Raw genomic sequence first — 18,388 nt, 5'->3', positions numbered from 1 at the left:
TGTCCGCAGGGCAGCCGAAAGCATCACCGAGAAGGGAACAACCAGTGGCAGACAACGCAGAGATCCTCGCCGGCCTCGCCGAGATCGTCGAAGAGGTCGCCGGTGTGGCGCAGGACGACGTGACCGCCGAGAAGTCCTTCGTGGACGACCTCGACATCGACTCGCTGTCCATGGTGGAGATCGCTGTCCAGGCCGAGGACAAGTTCGGCGTCAAGATCCCGGACGACGAGCTGGCGAACCTGAAGACCGTTGGCGACGCGGTGAACTACGTGTCGGCCAACTCCAAGTAAGTCCGACTTCTTGATTGGCGCCGACCTTGGGGAGACTCCAATGAGCAACAACGACGTCGTGATCACCGGGATGGGCGCGACCACGCCACTCGGCGGGGACGTCGCGTCCACGTGGGACGGCCTGCTCGCCGGGGCGAGCGGGATCCGCCGCATCGAAGCCGACTGGGTCGACGAACTCGAGCTGCCGGTGAAGATCGGCGCCATGCTCGCCGTCGACCCGTCCGAGGTCCTGCCGCGGGTTCAGGCCCGGCGGCTGGACCGCTGTGAGCAGGTGGCGCTCATCGCCGCCCGCCAGGCTTGGGCGGACGCGGGCTTCGAGCAGCCGACCGACGAGCATCAGGATGTGGAACCCGAGCGCCTCGGGGTGACCATCGGTACCGGTGTCGGCGGTCCGGTCACCCTGATCTCCCAGAACGACCTTCTGCACAAGCAGGGACTCCGCAAGGTCTCCCCGCTGACCGTGCCGATGCTGATGCCGAACGGCCCCGCCGCTCACGTCGGGATCGACCTGAAGGCACGTGCCGGTGTGCACTCGCCCGCTTCGGCCTGCGCGTCGGGCGCGGAAGGCATCGCCGCCGGCTACGAGATGATCCGCTCGGGCCGGGCAGACGTCGTGGTGGCCGGTGGTGCCGAATCGTGCATCCACCCGATCACCCTCGCCGGTTTCGCCCAGGCGCGGACGGTGTCCACCCGCAACGACGACCCGGCGAAGGCGTCCAGGCCGTTCGACGTGAACCGTGACGGTTTCGTCCTCGGCGAGGGCTCCGGTGTCGTGATCCTGGAGCGGGCGGACCGGGCCAAGGCCCGCAACGCGCGGATCTACGCTCGGCTGAGCGGGTACGGGATCACCTCGGACGCGTACCACATCACGGGCAACCACCCGGAGGGCGTCGGCCAGATCGCCGCCATGCGGCAGGCGATGACGATGGCCGGGGTCTCCCCGGCCGACGTCGGCCACGTCAACGCGCACGCGACCTCGACGGTCGTCGGCGACGTCGGCGAGGCCGCGGCGATCCGCAACGCCGTCGGCGAGCACGTCGTGGTGACCGCTCCCAAGGGCGCGCTCGGCCACCTGGTCGGCGGCGCGGGCGCGGTCGAGGGCATCGCCACGATCCTGGCGATCTACCACGGGCTCATCCCGGCGACACTGAACCTCGAGGACCTGGACCCGAAGGTGCAGCTCGACGTCGTCTCCGGTGAGGCTCGCAAGATGGAGCTGGGCGCGGCGATCAGCAACTCGTTCGGCTTCGGCGGGCACAACACGGCGCTGTTGTTCACCCCGGCGGCCTGACCCAGAAGTACGTGAAGGCCCCCTTCACTGCGCTAGACGCAGTGAAGGGGGCCTTCACGTACTTCTGGGTCAGGCTTCCTGGCGCTTGACCAGATGCCGCCCGGCCCACCAGGCGATCTCCACCAGCACGATCCCCACCCCGGCACAGGCGAAGGCCGACAGCGTGTACGCGCTCACGCTCGGGTCCAGCGCGAAGAACTTCTGCGTGAACGGGATCAGGAACAGCGCGAGGGTCAGCACGACCATCCCGCCGATCAGCAGGATCTTCCACCACCGGTACGGCCGCGCGACGATCCCGAGCACCCACAGCGCGATCGTGATGAGGGTGATCAGGGCCGTCGTCCCCGCCTGGATCTTGTCCAGTTCGGACTGACCGGATCCCTTGTACACCAGCAGATAGCTCACGAAGGTCGCGGTGGCGATGACCAGCCCGGCGGGCACGGCCATCCGCATCACCCGGCCGACGAAACCGGTGCGGGCGCGTTCGTTGTTCGGCGCCAGCGAGAGCACGAAGGCGGGCAGGCCGATCGTGAACCACGCGGTGATCGTGATGTGCCTCGGCAGGAACGGGAACGGCACCTGCGCGATGCCGACCATCAGCGCCAGCAGTACCGAGTAGACCGTCTTGGTGAGGAACAGGTTCGAGACGCGCTCGATGTTGCCGATCACCCGCCGCCCCTCGGCGACGACATGCGGCAGGGTGGCGAACTTGTCGTCCAGCAGCACGATCTGCGCGACCGCGCGGGTGGCCGGGCTGCCTGCGCCCATCGCGACGCCGATGTCCGCGTCCTTCAGCGCGAGGACGTCGTTCACGCCGTCGCCGGTCATCGCGACGGTGTGCCCCTTCGACTGCAGCGCACCGACCATCGCGCGTTTCTGCAGCGGCGTCACGCGGCCGAAGACGGCGCGATCCTCCACGGTGTCGGCCAGCTTTTCGGCGTCTTCCGGCAGCTTTCGCGCGTCGACGGGCTTGTCCGCGCCCGGCAGGTCCAGGGTGCCCGCGACGGCGCCCACCGAGATGGCGTTGTCGCCGGAGATGACCTTGACCGCCACGTCCTGATGCGCGAAGAAGTCCAAAGTGTCCTTCGCGTCGGGGCGGACCTTCTGCTCCAGCACCACGAGCGCGACCGGTTCGATCTCGCCGGGCCCCTCGGCCGCGTCGACGGCCCGTTCGGCACGGCCCAGCAGGAGAACACGCAGACCGCGCGAGCCGATCTTCTCGGCTTCCGCCCGGTGCTCGCCCTCGGGCAGCAGGACGTCGGCCGCGCCGAGCACCCAGTCGCCGTCGCCGCCGAACGACGCGCCGCTCCACTTGCGCGCCGAGGAGAACGGCATCGTCGTGGAAACGCGCCAGCCCGGATCGGTCCGGTACGCCTCGGCGATCGCCTGCAGGCTCGCGTTCGGGCGGGGATCGGCGGCGGCGAGCGCGGCCAGCGCGCCGTCCACCGGATGGCCCGGCGTGATCTCGCGGACCTCGGAAAGCCGCATCGCGTTCTCGGTGAGCGTGCCGGTCTTGTCCGCGCACACCACGTCGACCCGGGCGAGACCTTCGATGGCCGGGAGTTCCTGCACCAGGCACTGGCGCTTGCCCAGCCGGATGACGCCGACCGCCAGCGCGACGCTGGTCATCAGCACCAGACCCTCGGGCACCATCGGCACGAGCGCCGCGACCATGCCGCGCAGCGCGTCCGGCCACGCCTGGTCGCCCGCGAGCTGGTTGTAGATGGTCAGCGCGCCCGCCGGGATCAGCAGGTACGTGATGAACTTGAGAATCTTGTCGATGCCTTGGCGCAGCTCCGACTTCACCAGGGTGAACTTGCTGGCCTCCGCGGCCAGTTTCGCCGCGTAGGACTCGTCGCCGATGATGTCCGCGCGGTAGGTGCCGCTGCCCGCGACGACGAAGCTGCCGGAGAGCACCTTGTCACCGGGTTGCTTGACCACCGGATCGGATTCACCGGTCAGCAGCGACTCGTCGACCTCCAGCGCGTCGGCCGTCAGCGCCGGGCCGTCGACGACGATCTTGTCGCCGGGCCCCAGTTCGACGAGGTCCCCGAGCACGACGTCTTCCGGGGCGATTTCGGCGCTCTGGCCGTCACGGCGGACGGTCGGCTTCGCCTGTCCGACGATCGCGAGCCGTTCCAGGGTCCGTTTCGCCCGGAGCTCCTGGATGATGCCGACCGCGCTGTTGACGATGATCAGTCCGCCGAACAGCCCGTCGATGAAATACCCCGTCGACAGGATGAGCACGAAAAGCACACCGTAGATCGCGTTGATCCGGGTGAAGACGTTCGCGCGGATGATCTCGCCGGTGGTCCGGCTGGTCTTCGTCGAGACCGTGTTGGTCTGGCCCGCGGCCACCCGCTGGGCGACCTCTTCGCTGGTGAGCCCCCTCGAGGCGTCGGTCAGCAGGGCCGGCTGATCTATTGCCATGCCGCGACTCTATTCCGCCCGGCCCACGCCCGCGTCAGCCTCGGGGACCATGTCGCCCCTTACTTCAGCATCTTTCGTGTTCGGGGTTGGTGCCGCCGTCGGTCGTGTCGACGCGCCACGACCCGCTCTCCAGCCGCAGCGGCAGCACCAGCCGCCACCGGATGCATCCCTCGGGCAGGTACACCGGCGCGTCTTCGACGTCCTGCGTGCTGGTGAACGCGACGAGCACCCGGAGCGTGCTCGGCGCGCCCGGCTCGATGCGATAGACGAGGATGCTGCCATCCTTAGTGGACTGGAAGTCCTTCTTCCACTCCGCCGAGGTCTTGCTCTTGGCCCGGTCACGGCTGACCACCGAAGTCCACTTCGGATAGTCACGCTCGTTGATGGAATCGAAATACCCCTGCAGCACCTGGCGGACGCTCTGGTACTGCGGATGCGCGAAGACGTCGGGGGTCACTTCGACGACGGGGGAACCGGGCTGTTGCTCCGGGGCGACCGACGTCGGCGACTCGCTGACGACCGGCTGGGTGGGCTCGGCCTCCGGGCGCGTGTAGAGATCGCGTGCCAGCAACCCGACGCCGACGGTCAAGGAGATCACGACCACGAGGACGGGGATCAGCCACCGCTGGCGAGAGAGGGGGCGAGGCTGGGCGGTCACCCTGAAAGGTTAGCCGCCCGCCTCTTCCGTCTTCACCGGCGTCTACCCGACTTGGTGCAGCCAGGTGACCGGGGCACCGTCACCGGCGTGCCGGTACGGTTCGAGCGCTTCGTCCCAATTGGCGGCGAGGAGCTCGTCGAGCTTGTGCGCCAGCGATTCGCCGGAGCGGACCTTGCTCACCAAGGCGCGCAACTGGTCCTCGCCCACGACGATGTCGCCGTTGGCACTGGTCCTGCCGTGCCACAGGCCGAGGCCCGGAGCGAAACAGAACCTCTCCCCGTCGACCCCCGCACTGGGCTCTTCGGTGACTTCGAACCGGATCATCGGCCACGCCTTGAGCGCGGACGCCAGCTTTCCGCCGGTGCCCGAAGGCGCACGCCAACCACATTCGGCGCGGAGCTGTCCTGGACTGGCGGGCTGCGCCGTCCACTTCAACTCGACTCGGGCACCCAGGGTGCCCGAAATGGCCCACTCGACGTGCGGACACACCGCAGACGGCGACGAGTGGACGTACACCACGCCACGGGTGTTGCCACGGGTGCTCACTGCTGACCTCCGCTACTCGACGAGGGGCGTCTTCCCCTACGACCTCGCGAGCTGCGCTGGTCAGGTGGCTCGTGCCGCCTCCCGGTACGCGTGAGCACATTGTGCACCCCAACTGTGCTGTTTGGCCACATGAACACCACAAGTCGCACCTGATTGGGACGCGAGACTCCTGCGAAGGCCCCCTTCTTTCGGCTGAGCCGAAGAAAAGATCCCTTCACGCGGGTTAACCCGGGGACGGCAATTGTGCCCCCATGCCGTGAAGGCCTCTTTCCCTACGCTGAGGGTAGGGAAGGAGGCCTTCACGGACTTGGCTCAGCCCTGGGCGCCGAGGGACTTCGCCGCGGCGAAGGTGTCCACGAGACCCGTGCCCTTGTCGAAGCTCGACGTGTACGGCCCGGCCGCGACATACGGCGAACCATTGGCGAACTTGTACGCGGTGCCCTTGATCGCGGCCTCGATTTCACCGGGACTCGCGTTCGGCGCGACCTGGAACAGCTGCGCGACGATCCCGGTGATCTGCGGCGCCGCCATCGAGGTCCCGCTGATCACGTTGTAGGTGGCGAGATCCAGGAGCCCCGGGCCGTTCTTGGGCTGCAGGCCCTGCGTGCAGATCGGCTGCGTCGGCCGGCACGACGAGAGGATGTTCTCCCCCGGCGCGGAAACGTCGGGCCAGCTCGCCTGGCTGCTCTTGAGACCACGCGAGGAGAAGTCGGAGACCGTGCCGTCACGGGTTTCGGTCCCCTGATCGTTGAACGACGCCACCGAAAGCACGCCCGGCGTCTGGTCCTGCCCCGGCGGGTTGGAGAGGTTCGCCGAACCGTCGCCGCCGTCGTTCCCGTTCGCCCACACCGTGACGACGCCTTCCGCGGCGAGCGCGCGCTGCAGCTTCACCGTCGCCGAGTTCGGGTCGAAGGCGCCACCGCCGCTGGGACCGTAGGAGTTGTTGGTCACCTTGATCGGCGGGCACACCGACGCCGCGACGCCCGCACCGCACGGCGCCTTGTGGTTCTCCAGCACCCAGTTCAGCGCGGCGTCCGTGCCCAGGACGAGCAGCGCGGCCCCGGTCGAGACCGAGACGATCTTCGAGCCCGGTGCCGAGCCGCCGACCTTGGTGCCGTCGGTCAGCGTCAGCCGGTTGCCGGCGGCGATGCCGGTGACGTGCGTGCCGTGGCCGCCCAGGGAGAGGGTGTCGGTGTCGACGGAGGTCGGGACGTCGACGATGCAGTTCGTCGCCGTGCCGTCGAGGCAGAGGCTCTTGAGGCTGCGCACCACCCGCGTCTTGCCGTCGGCACCCTTGAACGCCGGATGCGTCGGGTCGACCCCGGTGTCGATGATCGCGACGGAGACGCCCTTGCCGTCCACAGGAGCGCCACCGGCGTCCTTGAGCTGAGTCTGGGTCTGCAGGCTCCGCGTCGCCGTGGTGCCTGCGCTGCCGTGCGCCTTGAGTTTCTCGTTGCCTTCGACGTAGGTGACCCCGGCGGCCTTGCGCACCGCGCGCACCTGGTCGGCGGTGCCCCGGACGGCGACGACACCGATCTTCCCGAACGAGGTGATCTTCGTAAGTCCGGCCGAGCGGGCGGCGCGTTCGGCGGTGGCGACGTCGTCGGCGTGCACGAGCGCGGTCACCCCCGCGGTGCCGGTGACGGCCGAAAGGAGGCGGGCGAGTCCGGGGGCGACGGGTGCCGACGGTCCCGCGGCCTGCGCGGGGACCATCCCCGCGACCGGGACGGCGAGCAGGGCGACGACGAGCGCGGCGCGTCGACGCCAGGGTCGAGATACGGCCATTGCGTTTCTCCTGGTGACAGGGGGCAAGGAACTGTCACCTACCAACGAGTACCACCCGGACGGGTGACGGTGCTCACGTGCATTACAACTTTTCGGAGCAACGTCACGGCGCCTACCTGGGACGTGTCTCCGCATTAGTCCGGATGGAGGCGCTAGTTTGTGCAGCGAGACCGACGAGATGGGGAGGGGTTCGGTGCGACTCGTTCGCCTCGCTCAACAGCCGTCCCGGGTGGCCGAGGACGTCCGCGCCGCGCTGGCTTCGCTCGGCCGGGGCAGCAACGTCGTCGGCGGGGTCGCCCTGATCGGCGCCAGCCCGGTCGAGGGACGGCCCGTCGAAGCCGTCGTGGTCATGCCGAAGGGTGTCCTCATCGTCATCGGTGTCGACCTGCCGGACCCGGCCCTGAAACTCGAAGCCCCGCTCGGCGGACCGTGGAAGGCCGACGGCTGGCCGCTGGTCCACGGCGACACCTCGATCAACCCGGCCACGGACGCGCTCTCGCTGTCCGCCGCGTGCACGCACAAGATCGCGGACGTCGCCCCCGGCGCCGGGCCGATCGGCACGATCATCGCCGTCGGCCCCTACGTGGAGACGGTCGACCAGCCGGCCGCGGATCTCGCCGGTTCGGTCCGCGTCCTCTATCCGACGGCGACGACGATGCTCGCCGCGACGGTGTCCCTGGCCACCGCACCCCGGCCCCGCTCGGTCCAGCAGGCGCGGGAACTGATCGCCGCCCTCGCCCCGGACGCGCCGCCGATGCCCGAGGAGATGTTGCTCGGGGAGGGTTTCAGCGCCTACTCCGACGACGAGCCGACGGTGATCCGCGAGAACCCGCTCGTCGCGATCGCGCCGACGGTTCCGGTCCAGCATCCGGGGAAGGGGAAGAGACCGGCGAAACCCGCCGCGCCGCCCGTTCCTCCCGCCAAGCCCGCTCCGCCCGTTCGGCAGGCCGCTCCCGAGAAGCCGGTTCCCCCGGCCCGGCAGACCCCGCCGCCGGCGGCTGCCACTGCTCCCGCACCCGCCGAGCCCGCCCCGAAGTCGCCGCGGCAGTCCAAGACGGTGAAATGGCTTCCGGTCGCCGCGATCGGCCTGCTCATCGTGTTGCTGGTCGCGGCCATCAGCGTGGCTTCCGGCGGCGACGACACCGCGTCCACCCAGACTCCCCCGCCGACCCCGGCGACCAGTCCCCCACCGCCGAGCAGCAGCGCGGTGGAAAACATCCAGTTCACTTCGCGGGCGTCGGCCGCGGACCAGAAATGCGCGTCCCACGCGTACGGCGACGTCCAGTCGAGTCTTCAGCAGACGAGTTGCTCGACGGTGAGAAGGGCCAGCTTCGCCAGTTCCATCGACGGCCGTGCCGCGGCGGTGACGATCGCCGTCGTGGAATTCCCGAACACGGAACAGGCGAACGCGTTCAAGGCCATCGCCGACAATCCGGGCGGCGGCGGCATCCTCGATCTCGCCACCGAGACCAACCAATGGCAGGGCGACGTGCCGGTGTTCGAGGGTGCCGCCTACCAGAGCAGCCTCGACGGGAAATCGGTCCGGTTGATCCAGGTGGTGTGGCTGCCGGGACCGTCCACTCCGGACGATCCCGGCCTCGTGCGCGGCGCGAAGGCCGCGCTCGAACTGCCTGTGAACGGCTAGAGGCCGTACGCCTCCAGCAGGCGCAACCACACTTCACTGATCGTGGGGAACGACGGGACCGCGTGCCACAGCCTCGGCAGCGGGACCTCCCCGACGATCGCGATCGTCGCCGAATGCAGGAGTTCGGCGACGTCCTGCCCGACGAAGGTCGCGCCGACCAGGACGTCGCGTTCGGTGTCGACGACGAGGCGCGCCTTGCCCGCGTAACGGTCCGCGTGCAGTGACGATCCCGCCACCGCGATGTCGATGTCGACGACGCGATGCGGTTTGCCCTCCTCGGGTCCGGCGAGCCCGACCGACGCGACCTCCGGGTCGGTGAAGACGACCTGCGGGATGGCGTGGTGATCGGCCGTGGCGCTGTGCGCGCTCCACGCGGCGGAGTCGACGGGCTTTCCCGCCGCCTGCGCGGCCACCGAGTCACCCGCGGCCCTGGCCGCGTACTTGCCCTGATGGGTCAGCGGCGCCCGGCCGGTGACGTCCCCGACGGCGAACAGCCAGTCACCGTCCACAGCGGACACACGGCCGTTGTCGTCGGTCGTGAGCGGCGCGCCCGCTTCGAGCCCGAGCGTCTCCACACCGAGTCCGTCGGTCGCCGGGCGGCGGCCGGTGGCGACGAGCAGTTCGTCGACGACCAACCGGTCGCCGCCCTTCAACGCCAGTTCCTTACCACCGTCCACAGCGGACACGGAGTCGAGACCGGAGCCGGTGTGCACGGTGACGCCGGCTTCGCGGAGCCCCGCGATCACGGCGTCGCCCGCGAATTCCGGCAGCCGCGGCAAGGGACGCGCCCCCGAGATGATCAAGTGGACTTCGGCGCCGAGCGTGGCGAAGGCCTGCGCCATTTCGACTCCGACGACACCGCCGCCCAATACGCCGAGGCGGCGCGGGACCGCTTCGGCCGAGGTCGCCTCACGCGAACCCCACGGCGAAATCGTGTCCAGCCCGGGGATCGACGGTGTCCGCGGGACACTGCCCGTGGCGACGATCACGGCGTGCCGCGCGGTCAGCTCGTCACCTCCGTCGACCGTGACCTTCCGCTCACCGGTGATCCGGCCGTGCCCGCGGATCGGGACGATCCCGACGCCTTCGGCCCACTTGACCTGTCCGGTGTCGTCTCCCTTGCCGGTGAACCAGTCCCGTCGCGCGAACACCGCCGCCGGGTCGACCGCGTCGCCCACCGGGACACCGGGGACCCGTTTGGCGGCGGCGAGGAGGTTCCCCGGCCGCAGCAGCGCCTTGCTCGGAATGCAGGCCCAGTAAGAACATTCGCCGCCGAAGCGTTCGTGTTCGACGAGCGCGACCTGAAGGCCGCCTCGTGCCGCCCGTTCGGCGGCGACCTCGCCGACCGGGCCGCCTCCGATCACGATCACGTCAAAAGTCTGTGCTGACATGCATTCAGCGCACACCACCGCGCAGCTTCGCGCAACCTGCCGCTATCCTCGTGTCGCTGCGTGAGTCATCAGCCGCGGGTTCAGGTTTCACCGTGCCGGTTACGCAGTAGAACGATCGAGCGCGGGAGGTTTTTCATGGCCAGGAACACTGCTGTGCATTTGCTGGATGATCTGACCGGCGAGGCGGCCGAGGAAACGGTCGCTTTCGGTTTGGACGGAATCGCTTACGACATCGACCTTTCGGCCGACAACGCCACCGCACTCCGGGAAATCCTGCGTGCCTATGTGGAGAACGGCCGCCGGATCGGCGGACGCAAACTGCGGCCGCGGGTCGTGCAGCGCCCCAAGGGCGCGCGCGTGTCGAAGTCGACCCCGAAGACCGCGGCCACCGCGGCGAAGGCCGAGGCGAAGACGGCCGCGAAGCCGGGCCGCAAGCCCGCCGCCAAGGGTGTCGCCGGCCGCAAGCCCGCCGCCGCCAAGAAGGCCGCCACCCCCAAGGCGGAGGCGAAGGCTCCCGCCAAGACCACGGCGAAAGCCACCGCGGCCAAGGCGAAGACGACTCGCGGCGCGGCGGCGAAGACCACGGCGGCCAAGGCTCCGGCCGGCCGCGCGAAGGCCGCGGCCGCGGCGAAGACCCCGGCCAAGACGGCGGCGAAGGCCACCGCCAAGACGACGGCCACGAAGGCCGCTCCGAAGGCCGCCGCCGCGAAGACGACCGCCGCCAAGGCGGCACCTAAGGCCGCGGCCAAGGCTCCGGCGAAGAAGGCCGCCGAGCCGAAGAAGACCACGCGTGCCGCCCGCAAGGTGCCCGCCGTCACTTTCTCGGCCACCGAAAAGTAATTCATCGAAAAAGGCCCTTTCGCGATATTCGCGAAAGGGCCTTTTTTGTTTCAGTTCATTTACGCTGAGCGCCCTCGGCATGCCATTCCGGGTAGTGGTACCGCGTGTGCTGGAGCGAGCGGTGCCACTCCAGCTCCTCGTCCGAGGGCTTCCGGGTGGCGAGTTCACCCAGTTGCGCGGCCGCCGCCACGCGGACGGCGGCCGTGACGTCGGCAACACCTTTACGCAGGCCGTGCTCGGCGAGCGACGCGACGCGGCTCCGGTGGGAGTCGAGCGGACGGGGATCCGCGGGTGCCGAAGTGAGGTACCGGCCGACCCGTTCGGCGGCGGTCGAAACGAGCAGGGTGGAATGCGCGAGCAAGCCCGTTCGCGTCCGGAAGACGGCGAAACCGCACAGCTTCGCGTCACCGACGAACAGACCTCGATCACCGAGCCGCGACGGCAGCCCGAGTTCGGCCACCGTCGCGGTCATCAGTTCCCCGAGTGCTTCGAGCGGTCTGTGCGACGGTCCCGGCAGGACCAACGTGATGTTGAGATTGCCGGGATCGTGGAACACGGTGCCGCCACCGCTGGCCCGGCGCAGCACCGGGACGCCGTCGCTCGCGCAGACATCTGCCTTGACCTCGCGTTCGATCTTCTGCCCCCGCCCCACGACCACACAGTCGGTGTTGCGCCAGATCCACAGGACCGGCGCCTCCGGTGCGGCGCGCAGGAGGGCTTCGTCGAACGCGAGGTTGTCGGCCGGGTCGTCGAACGAGGCGACGACTTCCGAAGGACCGATCACAGTGCTTTGAGTTCCTCCACGATCTCGCCCACCGACGATTTGGCGTCGCCGAAGAGCATGCTGGTCTTCGCATCGTAGAAGAGCTCGTTGTCGATGCCGGCGAAGCCCGAGCTCATCCCGCGTTTGAGCACGATCACCGACCGGCTGTGGTTCACCTTGAGGATCGGCATCCCGTAGATGGGCGAGCCCGGATCGGTCTCCGCGGCCGGGTTCGTGACGTCGTTCGCGCCGATCACCAGCGCGACGTCGGTCTGGGCGAACTCGGAGTTGATCTCGTCCATTTCCTTGAGCTGTTCGTACGGGACGTCGGCCTCGGCGAGGAGCACGTTCATGTGCCCCGGCATCCGGCCCGCCACCGGATGGATGGCGTACGCGACCGTGATCCCCTTGGCCTCCAGCAGTTTCGCCATCTCGCGGACGACGTGCTGCGCCTGCGCGACGGCCATGCCGTATCCGGGCACGACCACGACCTTGTTGGCGTACGCCATCTGGATCGCGGTGTCGGACGCGCTGGTGCTGCGGACCGGCCGGACCTCGCCGGAGCCGCCGCTCGCGACCGCCGTGCCGCCGCCGAACCCGCCGGCGACGATGGCCGGGATCGACCGGTTCATCGCCTTCGCCATCAGGTTCGTCAGGATGGAACCCGAGGCGCCGACGATCATGCCCGCCACGATCAGCGCGGTGTTGTCGAGCGCGAGCCCCATGGCCGCCGCCGACAAACCGGTGAGCGCGTTGAGCAACGAGATGACGACCGGCATGTCCGCGCCGCCGATCGGCAGCACGACCACCACACCGAGGACGCCCGCCGCGACCAGCAGGCCGATCATCAGCAGTTCGGCGTCGCCGCCGCTCGCGATGACGACCGCGAGCACGATCGCGGCGATCAGCACCAGCGCGTTCACCGGCTGCTGCAGTTTGCCCAGGGTGATCGGCCGGCCGGAGATGAGCTCCTGCAGTTTCCCGAACGCGATGTTCGAGCCCCAGAAGGACACCGATCCGACGATCGCGGCGAACAACGACGCGATCGCGACGTACGCCGGCTCGTGCGCGTAGCCCTCGGTGGTGCGGAACTCGACCCACGCGATGAGCGCGACCGCCCCGCCGCCGACGCCGTTGAACAGCGCCACCATCTGCGGCATCGCGGTCATCTTCACCTTGCGCGCGGACGGCACGCCGACGACGACACCGATCGCCACGCCGAGCGCGATGAGCAGCCAGTTGCTCATGCCCGGGGTCAGCAGCGTCGCGATCACCGCGATGGCCATGCCGACGGCGGCGATCCAGTTGCCGCGCACCGCGGTGCGCGGACCGGTCAGCCCCATGAGGCCGTAGATGAACAGTGCGAAGGAAATGATGTAGAGGACGGCGATGAAGGTCGTCACTTGTCACCACCGTCTTCCGGCTTCTTCGCCTTGAACATCGAAAGCATCCGGTCGGTGACGAGGAAGCCGCCGACCACGTTGATCGTGCCGAAGGCGATCGCGATCACCAGCAGGACCTTGTTCAGCACGCCGTCCACCCCGAGGCCGAGCACGATCAGCCCGCCGAGCAGGACGATGCCGTGGATGGCGTTGGTCCCCGACATGAGCGGGGTGTGCAGCGTGTTGGGCACCTTGGAAATGACCGTGAAGCCCACGAATCCGGCGAGTACGAGGATCGCCAAACTGCCGACGAGCATCACTCGCCTCCTTCTTCTTTTCCGGCGACACAGGCCCCGGCGACGATCTCGTCGGAGAAGTCGAGCGCGAGCTTGCCTTCTTTGTCGACGAGCAGTTCCAGCAACTCGGTGACGTTGCGCGCGTAGAGCTCGCTGGAATGCGCGGGCATCTCCGCGGCGAGGTTGAGCGGCGAGCAGATGGTGACGTCGTGCTCGACGACCTCCTCACCCGGCTTCGTCAGCTCGCAGTTACCGCCGGACTCGCCCGCGAGGTCGACCACGACCCCACCGGCGGGCATCCCCTTCACCGCGTCGGCGGTGACGAGGACCGGTGCCTTGCGGCCGGGGACGAGCGCGGTGGTGATCACGGCGTCGAACTTCGTGATCGCCTCGGTGAGCCTGCGTTGCTGCTCGGCTTTTTCCTCGTCGGTCAGCTCGCGGGCGTACCCGCCTTCGCCGACCGCCTCGATGCCGAGGTCGAGGAATTTCGCGCCGAGCGACTTCACCTGCTCGCCGACCTCGGGCCGGACGTCGTACCCGGTGGTCTGCGCGCCAAGCCGTTTCGCCGTCGCCAAGGCCTGCAGCCCCGCGACACCGGCACCGAGCACGAGCACCTTGGCCGGGGGCACCGTTCCGGCGGCGGTGGTGAGCATCGGGAAGAAGCGGGTGAGCTTCTCCGCGGCGAGGAGGACGGCGCGATAGCCCGCGACGCTGCTCTGCGACGACAACGCGTCCATCGCCTGCGCGCGGGAGATCCGTGGGATCGCCTCGACGGCGAAGGCGCGGACGCCCGCCGCTTCGAGCGCGGCGATCCCCTCGGGATCACCCCTCGGATTCAGGAAGCCGATGAGGATGGTGCCCTGTTTGAGCTTCGCGACTTCGGCCGCGCTCGGAGGCGCCACCTTCACCACGATGTCGGCATCCCACGGATCGCCGATCACCGCGCCCGCCTGCTCGAAGGTCTCGTCGGCGAGCAGCGCGCCGGCGCCCGCGCCGGGCTCGACCACCACCCGCAGTCCGCGTCCTGAGACGCGCTCGATGAGTTTCGGTACCAGCGCGATGCGGCGTTCACCTTGTCCGGTTTCCCGGACCACGCCGACCGTGAGCTGCTCGTTCTCTGCCGCCACAGGCGACCTCCTCGCTGGAGAGGACCACACGAACCCGCACTGTTTACCACGTCCGGCCGACAACTTTCCTGGCTGAACGTATCCGGACGGCATCTTTCCGTGACATCACTCATCACGATCGATCCAGCCATCGATCCAGGTGCGCGACGTCATATGCGCGCTATGGCAACGGTTTCCGCATCACGGAACGCTGCGCCAGTTCGGCACGCCCAGGAAGATCAGCCGCAGCCGCCGTTCGGCCGTGCGCACGATCTCGTCGTCACGCGAAGGTGTTTCGAGCAGCTCCAGCACCGTCGTGAGCATGGTCGTCACGATCAGGTCGGCGAGGAGGTGCAGATCTTCGGTGCTCCAGTCGCGGAGGAAGTCGAAACGCGCGAGGTCGACGGCGAGTTCGCTGACGAAGAGCTTGAGTTCGAAGCCGATCGCCTGCCGGACCGGACCGGTGCCGCCATAGCGCTCCCTGGTCAGGAAGTGGAAATGGTCCTCGTGCGCCCGTACGTGCTCACGCAGGATGCGCACCGACGAGCGGATCATGTCGTTGTACGCCGACGGCCTCGTGCGCGCGGAGCGGATCATCGTGCGCAAGGTGCGCATCGACTCCTCGACCAGCGCCACGCCGAGTTCGTCCATCGACGCGAAATGGCGGTAGAACGCCGTCGGCACGATCCCGGCCTGTTTCGCGACCTCCCGCAGGCTGAGCCCGGAGAACCCGCGTTCCGCGACCAGGTCGAGCGCCGCGTCCAGCAGTGCCTGCCGGGTGCGCTGCTTGCGTTCCTGCCGGGAAACGGGCTCGGTTGTCACGACGGACAGCGTAATCGCCTCCGCGCTATCACCCACGTCACATCGCCCTCCTCTCGCGTTGACAAGCGGGATCTTCACCACTTCACTATTCAGTGTACAAGCGTTCACTGAATTTGGGAGAAGTGATGACGGCACTGGTACCGCGCAGGGCCAGGCGGCTGGCCTCGCTGGCCGAGGCCCTGCTCACGCCCCACGGCATGGACCGCTACCTCGAACTCGTCGACCCGATGCTGGTCCGCCGCGAGATCCGCGGCCTGGTCACCGGCGTCCGGCGGCAGACACCCGACACGGTCACGCTGACCGTCCGGCCGAGCCGGGCCTGGCGCGGTCACCTCGCCGGCCAGTACGTGCGGGTGACCGTCGAGATCGACGGCGTCCGCCGCACCCGCTGCTACTCACCCGCCGGTTCGGAGCACGACGGGACACTGGAACTGACCATCAAGGCCGACCCACAGGGCCTGGTCTCGCGACACCTGAACCGCACGGTCACCCTCGGTTCGGTGCTCGGACTGTCCACTGCGGACGGTGAGTTCACCCTTCCTTCGCCGAGGCCGCGGCGGATCCTGCTGCTGAGCGGCGGAAGCGGGATCACGCCCGTCCTGTCGATGCTGCGCACGCTGGCGGCCGAGAAGTACGAGGGCGATCTCGTCTTCCTGCACTACTCCAACGGCGCCGAAGACGCCCTCTACCGCACCGAACTCGCAGACCTCGCCCGCCGCCTGCCCGGCCTGCGGGTGGTACACGCGTTCACTCACGCCAAAACCGGCGGCGACCTGCACGGCTTCTTCTCGAAGGAGCACCTCGCGGAGGCCGCTCCGTGGTACCCCGACGCCGAAACCTTCCTGTGCGGTCCGAAGCCGTTGATGGACTCGGTCCGCGAGGTCTTCGAGGCCGACGGCATCGGTGCACATCTGCACACCGAGGAGTTCGCCCCGCCCGCGCTCACCTTCGACACCGAGAACGCCGAAGGCCAGGTGCGCTTCGCGCGCAGCGGCCGCGAGGTCGCCAACTCCGGGAAACCGTTGCTGGAGCAGGCCGAAGAAGCGGGACTGAGCCCGGAACACGGCTGCCGCATGGGCATCTGCTTCTCGTGCACGCAGATCAAGACCTCCGGTTGCGTGCGCAACGCCAAGACCGGCGAGACCTCCAGCGAAGAGAACGAAGAGATCCAGCTCTGCATCTCCGTCCCGGTCGGGGACGTCGAGATCAACGCTTAGAAAGGAGCAGGCCATGACCGGCTTGCAGGACAAGCTGACCCCTCAGCAGGTCGAGGACTTCGGCCGCGAACTGGACGAGATCCGGCAGCGGATCGTCGCCGACCTCGGCCAGGTGGACGTCGACTACATCCACAACGTCATCAAGACCCAGCGCGCGCTCGAGGTCGCCGGCCGCGGGCTGCTGTTCGCCGGATTCTTCCCGCCCGCCTGGGTCGCCGGTGTCGCCGCGCTTTCGGTGGCGAAGATCCTCGACAACATGGAGATCGGCCACAACGTCATGCACGGCCAGTACGACTGGACGCGCGACCCGGCGCTGAGCTCCCAGCAGTTCGAGTGGGACACCGTCGCGCCTTCGGAGAACTGGCGTCATTCCCACAACTACATCCACCACACCTACACCAACATCCTCGACAAGGACCGCGACATCGGTTACGGCATCCTGCGGATGGACCCGGCGCAGAAGTGGAACCCGTACTACCTGGGCAACCCGGTGTACGCGACGCTGCTCGCGCTGTTCTTCCAATGGGGTGTCATGCTGCACGACCTCGAGGTCGACCGGGTCGCCAAGGGCGAACGCACGTGGGCCGAGAACAAGCCGGTGCTGCGGAAGATCGTGCGCAAGGCCGGGCGTCAGGTCGGCAAGGACTACGTGCTCTTCCCGCTGCTGACAGGTCCGCTCGCGCCGCTGACCTTCCTCGGCAACGCCACCGCGAACCTGACGCGCAACCTGTGGGCGTTCTCGATCATCTTCTGCGGGCACTTCCCCGCCGACGTCGAGAGCTTCACCGAGGAGGAGACCGAGAACGAGTCGCGTGGCCAGTGGTACCTGCGGCAGATCCTCGGCTCGGCGAACATCACCGGCGGCAAGCTGTTCCACGTCATGACCGGGAACCTCTCGCACCAGATCGAGCACCACCTGTTCCCGGACATCCCGGCGCGCCGCTACCCGGAGATCGCGGGCGAGGTGCGGGCGATCTGCGAGAAGTACGGCCTGCCGTACAACACCGGTCCCCTGCACAAGCAGCTGTTCTCGGTGGCCAAGAAGATCGTGAAATTGGCCCTTCCGTGGAACGGTGAGCCCCGCACCCCGGCTACCGTGGAGAGCGACAAGACCCTCCGAGCGGCTTAAGGTGTCTGACATGGTCGGTCAGTTCGAAAGCACCAAGGACGTGGTCCAAGAGGTCACCGAGTCCGCGGCCACCCACATCGGCAACATCGCGACGATCATCACCGGCGCGATCCGGGACATCGCCCGCGAGACCGGCGACTGGCTGACGGACGTCATCGAGATGCGTGAGGCGTCCCAGCGGGCGCAGGCGGACGAGAGCCGCGATTCGGACTAGCCCCAAGGGCGTCTCAGTGCCGCGCGGTCCGTGAAGGACTCCTTGGTGAACCCGTATTCGCTGACCCGCTGGCGTGGCCGGGGCCGAGTGTGGAGGATTCGGGACGTTGTGCGTCCTGAATCCTCCACGGTCGACCCCGTCGGTGAGGGAGGCGGGGCAGTGAAGCTGATGCCGGCTGTCGTCTTGGCCGAGCGGGGAAGATTCCGGCCGTCCAACGTCTAGGATCTTCCCCACTCGATCGTCCGCCCCGGGGCGTGACCGGCACGATCAAGGTTCACGACCAGGACGGCCACCGCGACGATGAAGGAATCGGGACACTCAACGTCCCAATTCCTTCATTGTCATCCCTCGACGACAACCGGACTCTCGCTCCCACGCAGATCGGACGTAAGTACACAAATGAAGGCCTCCTTGAGGGACTCTGGGTCCCGCAAGGAGTCCTTCACGGCTGCTCCGAAAGCCCCAACCAGCCACGACTTCCCGAGTACATGAAGGCCCCCTTCCTTGCGCCTGGCGCAAGGAAGGGGGCCTTCATGTACTCGGGTGGCAAGGGGCTCCGGTATCGAGCCCCGAAGACTAGGGA

17 protein-coding genes are annotated in these 18,388 nt (G+C 68.4%); 7 read left to right on the top strand and 10 right to left on the bottom strand.

Features of this window, described 5'->3' with window-relative positions; all coding sequences use genetic code 11:
• Positions 1-44: 44 nt before the first annotated feature.
• Positions 45-290 carry an acyl carrier protein gene (locus AJAP_RS10310; RefSeq protein WP_004559006.1) on the top strand — a complete coding sequence of 82 codons (246 nt, stop codon included), beginning with the start codon at positions 45-47 and terminating at the stop codon, positions 288-290.
• 40 nt (positions 291-330) lie between these two features.
• A complete protein-coding gene (locus AJAP_RS10305; RefSeq protein WP_038510035.1) occupies positions 331-1,581 on the top strand; it encodes a beta-ketoacyl-[acyl-carrier-protein] synthase family protein in 1,251 nt (416 codons plus the stop codon).
• A 69-nt stretch (positions 1,582-1,650) separates the two neighbouring features.
• Here AJAP_RS10305 and AJAP_RS10300 read toward each other — a convergent pair whose 3' ends face one another.
• From AJAP_RS10300 to AJAP_RS10285, 4 genes are all read right to left on the bottom strand, one after another.
• A complete protein-coding gene (locus tag AJAP_RS10300) occupies positions 1,651-4,011 on the bottom strand; it encodes a cation-translocating P-type ATPase (protein WP_174492014.1) in 2,361 nt (786 codons plus the stop codon).
• Positions 4,012-4,075: 64 nt separating this feature from the next.
• Positions 4,076-4,669: a hypothetical protein gene (locus tag AJAP_RS10295; protein WP_038510033.1), complete on the bottom strand. Its 594-nt coding sequence runs from the start codon at positions 4,667-4,669 to the stop codon at positions 4,076-4,078.
• Between the two features lie 42 nt (positions 4,670-4,711).
• The gene (locus AJAP_RS10290) at positions 4,712-5,215 is read right to left on the bottom strand and encodes a DUF3145 domain-containing protein (RefSeq protein WP_016336127.1); all 504 of its coding nucleotides are present in this window, start codon (positions 5,213-5,215) and stop codon (positions 4,712-4,714) included.
• 312 nt (positions 5,216-5,527) lie between these two features.
• Positions 5,528-7,000 (bottom strand): S8 family peptidase, encoded by a 1,473-nt coding sequence (locus AJAP_RS10285; protein ID WP_038510031.1) that lies wholly within the window; start codon positions 6,998-7,000, stop codon positions 5,528-5,530.
• A 193-nt stretch (positions 7,001-7,193) separates the two neighbouring features.
• On the opposite strand from AJAP_RS10285, the gene AJAP_RS10280 reads away from it, so the two are divergent.
• Entirely contained in the window at positions 7,194-8,645 is a 1,452-nt protein-coding gene (locus AJAP_RS10280; protein WP_038522771.1) for a hypothetical protein, read from the top strand.
• On the opposite strand, the gene AJAP_RS10275 is transcribed toward AJAP_RS10280, so the two are convergent.
• Positions 8,642-10,015, bottom strand: a complete 1,374-nt coding sequence (locus AJAP_RS10275) for a dihydrolipoyl dehydrogenase family protein (RefSeq protein ID WP_038510028.1) — start codon at positions 10,013-10,015, stop codon at positions 8,642-8,644. The genes AJAP_RS10280 and AJAP_RS10275 overlap by 4 nt on opposite strands.
• Before the next feature lie 156 nt (positions 10,016-10,171).
• On the opposite strand from AJAP_RS10275, the gene AJAP_RS10270 reads away from it, so the two are divergent.
• Positions 10,172-10,876 carry an Lsr2 dimerization domain-containing protein gene (locus AJAP_RS10270; RefSeq protein WP_084098094.1) on the top strand — a complete coding sequence of 235 codons (705 nt, stop codon included), beginning with the start codon at positions 10,172-10,174 and terminating at the stop codon, positions 10,874-10,876.
• A gap of 55 nt (positions 10,877-10,931) precedes the next feature.
• On the opposite strand, the gene AJAP_RS10265 is transcribed toward AJAP_RS10270, so the two are convergent.
• The 5 genes from AJAP_RS10265 to AJAP_RS10245 all read right to left on the bottom strand — a co-directional run bounded on the left by AJAP_RS10265 (position 10,932) and on the right by AJAP_RS10245 (position 15,281).
• Positions 10,932-11,660 (bottom strand): lipoate--protein ligase family protein, encoded by a 729-nt coding sequence (locus tag AJAP_RS10265; protein WP_038510023.1) that lies wholly within the window; start codon positions 11,658-11,660, stop codon positions 10,932-10,934.
• Positions 11,657-13,042, bottom strand: a complete 1,386-nt coding sequence (locus AJAP_RS10260) for an NAD(P)(+) transhydrogenase (Re/Si-specific) subunit beta (protein WP_038510021.1) — start codon at positions 13,040-13,042, stop codon at positions 11,657-11,659. The genes AJAP_RS10265 and AJAP_RS10260 overlap by 4 nt, the downstream gene beginning before the upstream one ends.
• Positions 13,039-13,338, bottom strand: a complete 300-nt coding sequence (locus AJAP_RS10255) for an NAD(P) transhydrogenase subunit alpha (protein WP_016336134.1) — start codon at positions 13,336-13,338, stop codon at positions 13,039-13,041. Before AJAP_RS10255 ends, AJAP_RS10260 begins: the two co-directional genes overlap by 4 nt.
• Positions 13,338-14,444, bottom strand: a complete 1,107-nt coding sequence (locus tag AJAP_RS10250; protein WP_038510018.1) for a Re/Si-specific NAD(P)(+) transhydrogenase subunit alpha — start codon at positions 14,442-14,444, stop codon at positions 13,338-13,340. The genes AJAP_RS10255 and AJAP_RS10250 overlap by 1 nt, the downstream gene beginning before the upstream one ends.
• Positions 14,445-14,624: 180 nt before the next feature.
• Positions 14,625-15,281, bottom strand: a complete 657-nt coding sequence (locus AJAP_RS10245) for a TetR family transcriptional regulator (protein WP_016336136.1) — start codon at positions 15,279-15,281, stop codon at positions 14,625-14,627.
• 89 nt (positions 15,282-15,370) lie between these two features.
• Here AJAP_RS10245 and AJAP_RS10240 point away from each other — a divergent pair, with 89 nt between their 5' ends.
• The 3 genes from AJAP_RS10240 to AJAP_RS10230 are packed head-to-tail and all read left to right on the top strand — an operon-like array spanning position 15,371 to position 17,805.
• On the top strand, positions 15,371-16,462 hold the full coding sequence (locus tag AJAP_RS10240) for a ferredoxin reductase (RefSeq protein ID WP_038510016.1): 1,092 nt from the start codon (positions 15,371-15,373) through the stop codon (positions 16,460-16,462).
• 13 nt (positions 16,463-16,475) lie between these two features.
• Positions 16,476-17,591 carry a fatty acid desaturase family protein gene (locus AJAP_RS10235; RefSeq protein ID WP_038510013.1) on the top strand — a complete coding sequence of 372 codons (1,116 nt, stop codon included), beginning with the start codon at positions 16,476-16,478 and terminating at the stop codon, positions 17,589-17,591.
• A 10-nt stretch (positions 17,592-17,601) separates the two neighbouring features.
• Positions 17,602-17,805: a hypothetical protein gene (locus AJAP_RS10230; RefSeq protein WP_038510010.1), complete on the top strand. Its 204-nt coding sequence runs from the start codon at positions 17,602-17,604 to the stop codon at positions 17,803-17,805.
• Positions 17,806-18,388 lie beyond the last annotated feature (583 nt).

It is taken from the genome of Amycolatopsis japonica (assembly GCF_000732925.1).
Lineage (GTDB): Bacteria > Actinomycetota > Actinomycetes > Mycobacteriales > Pseudonocardiaceae > Amycolatopsis > Amycolatopsis japonica.
This window is presented reverse-complemented; position numbering and strand designations above follow the sequence as displayed.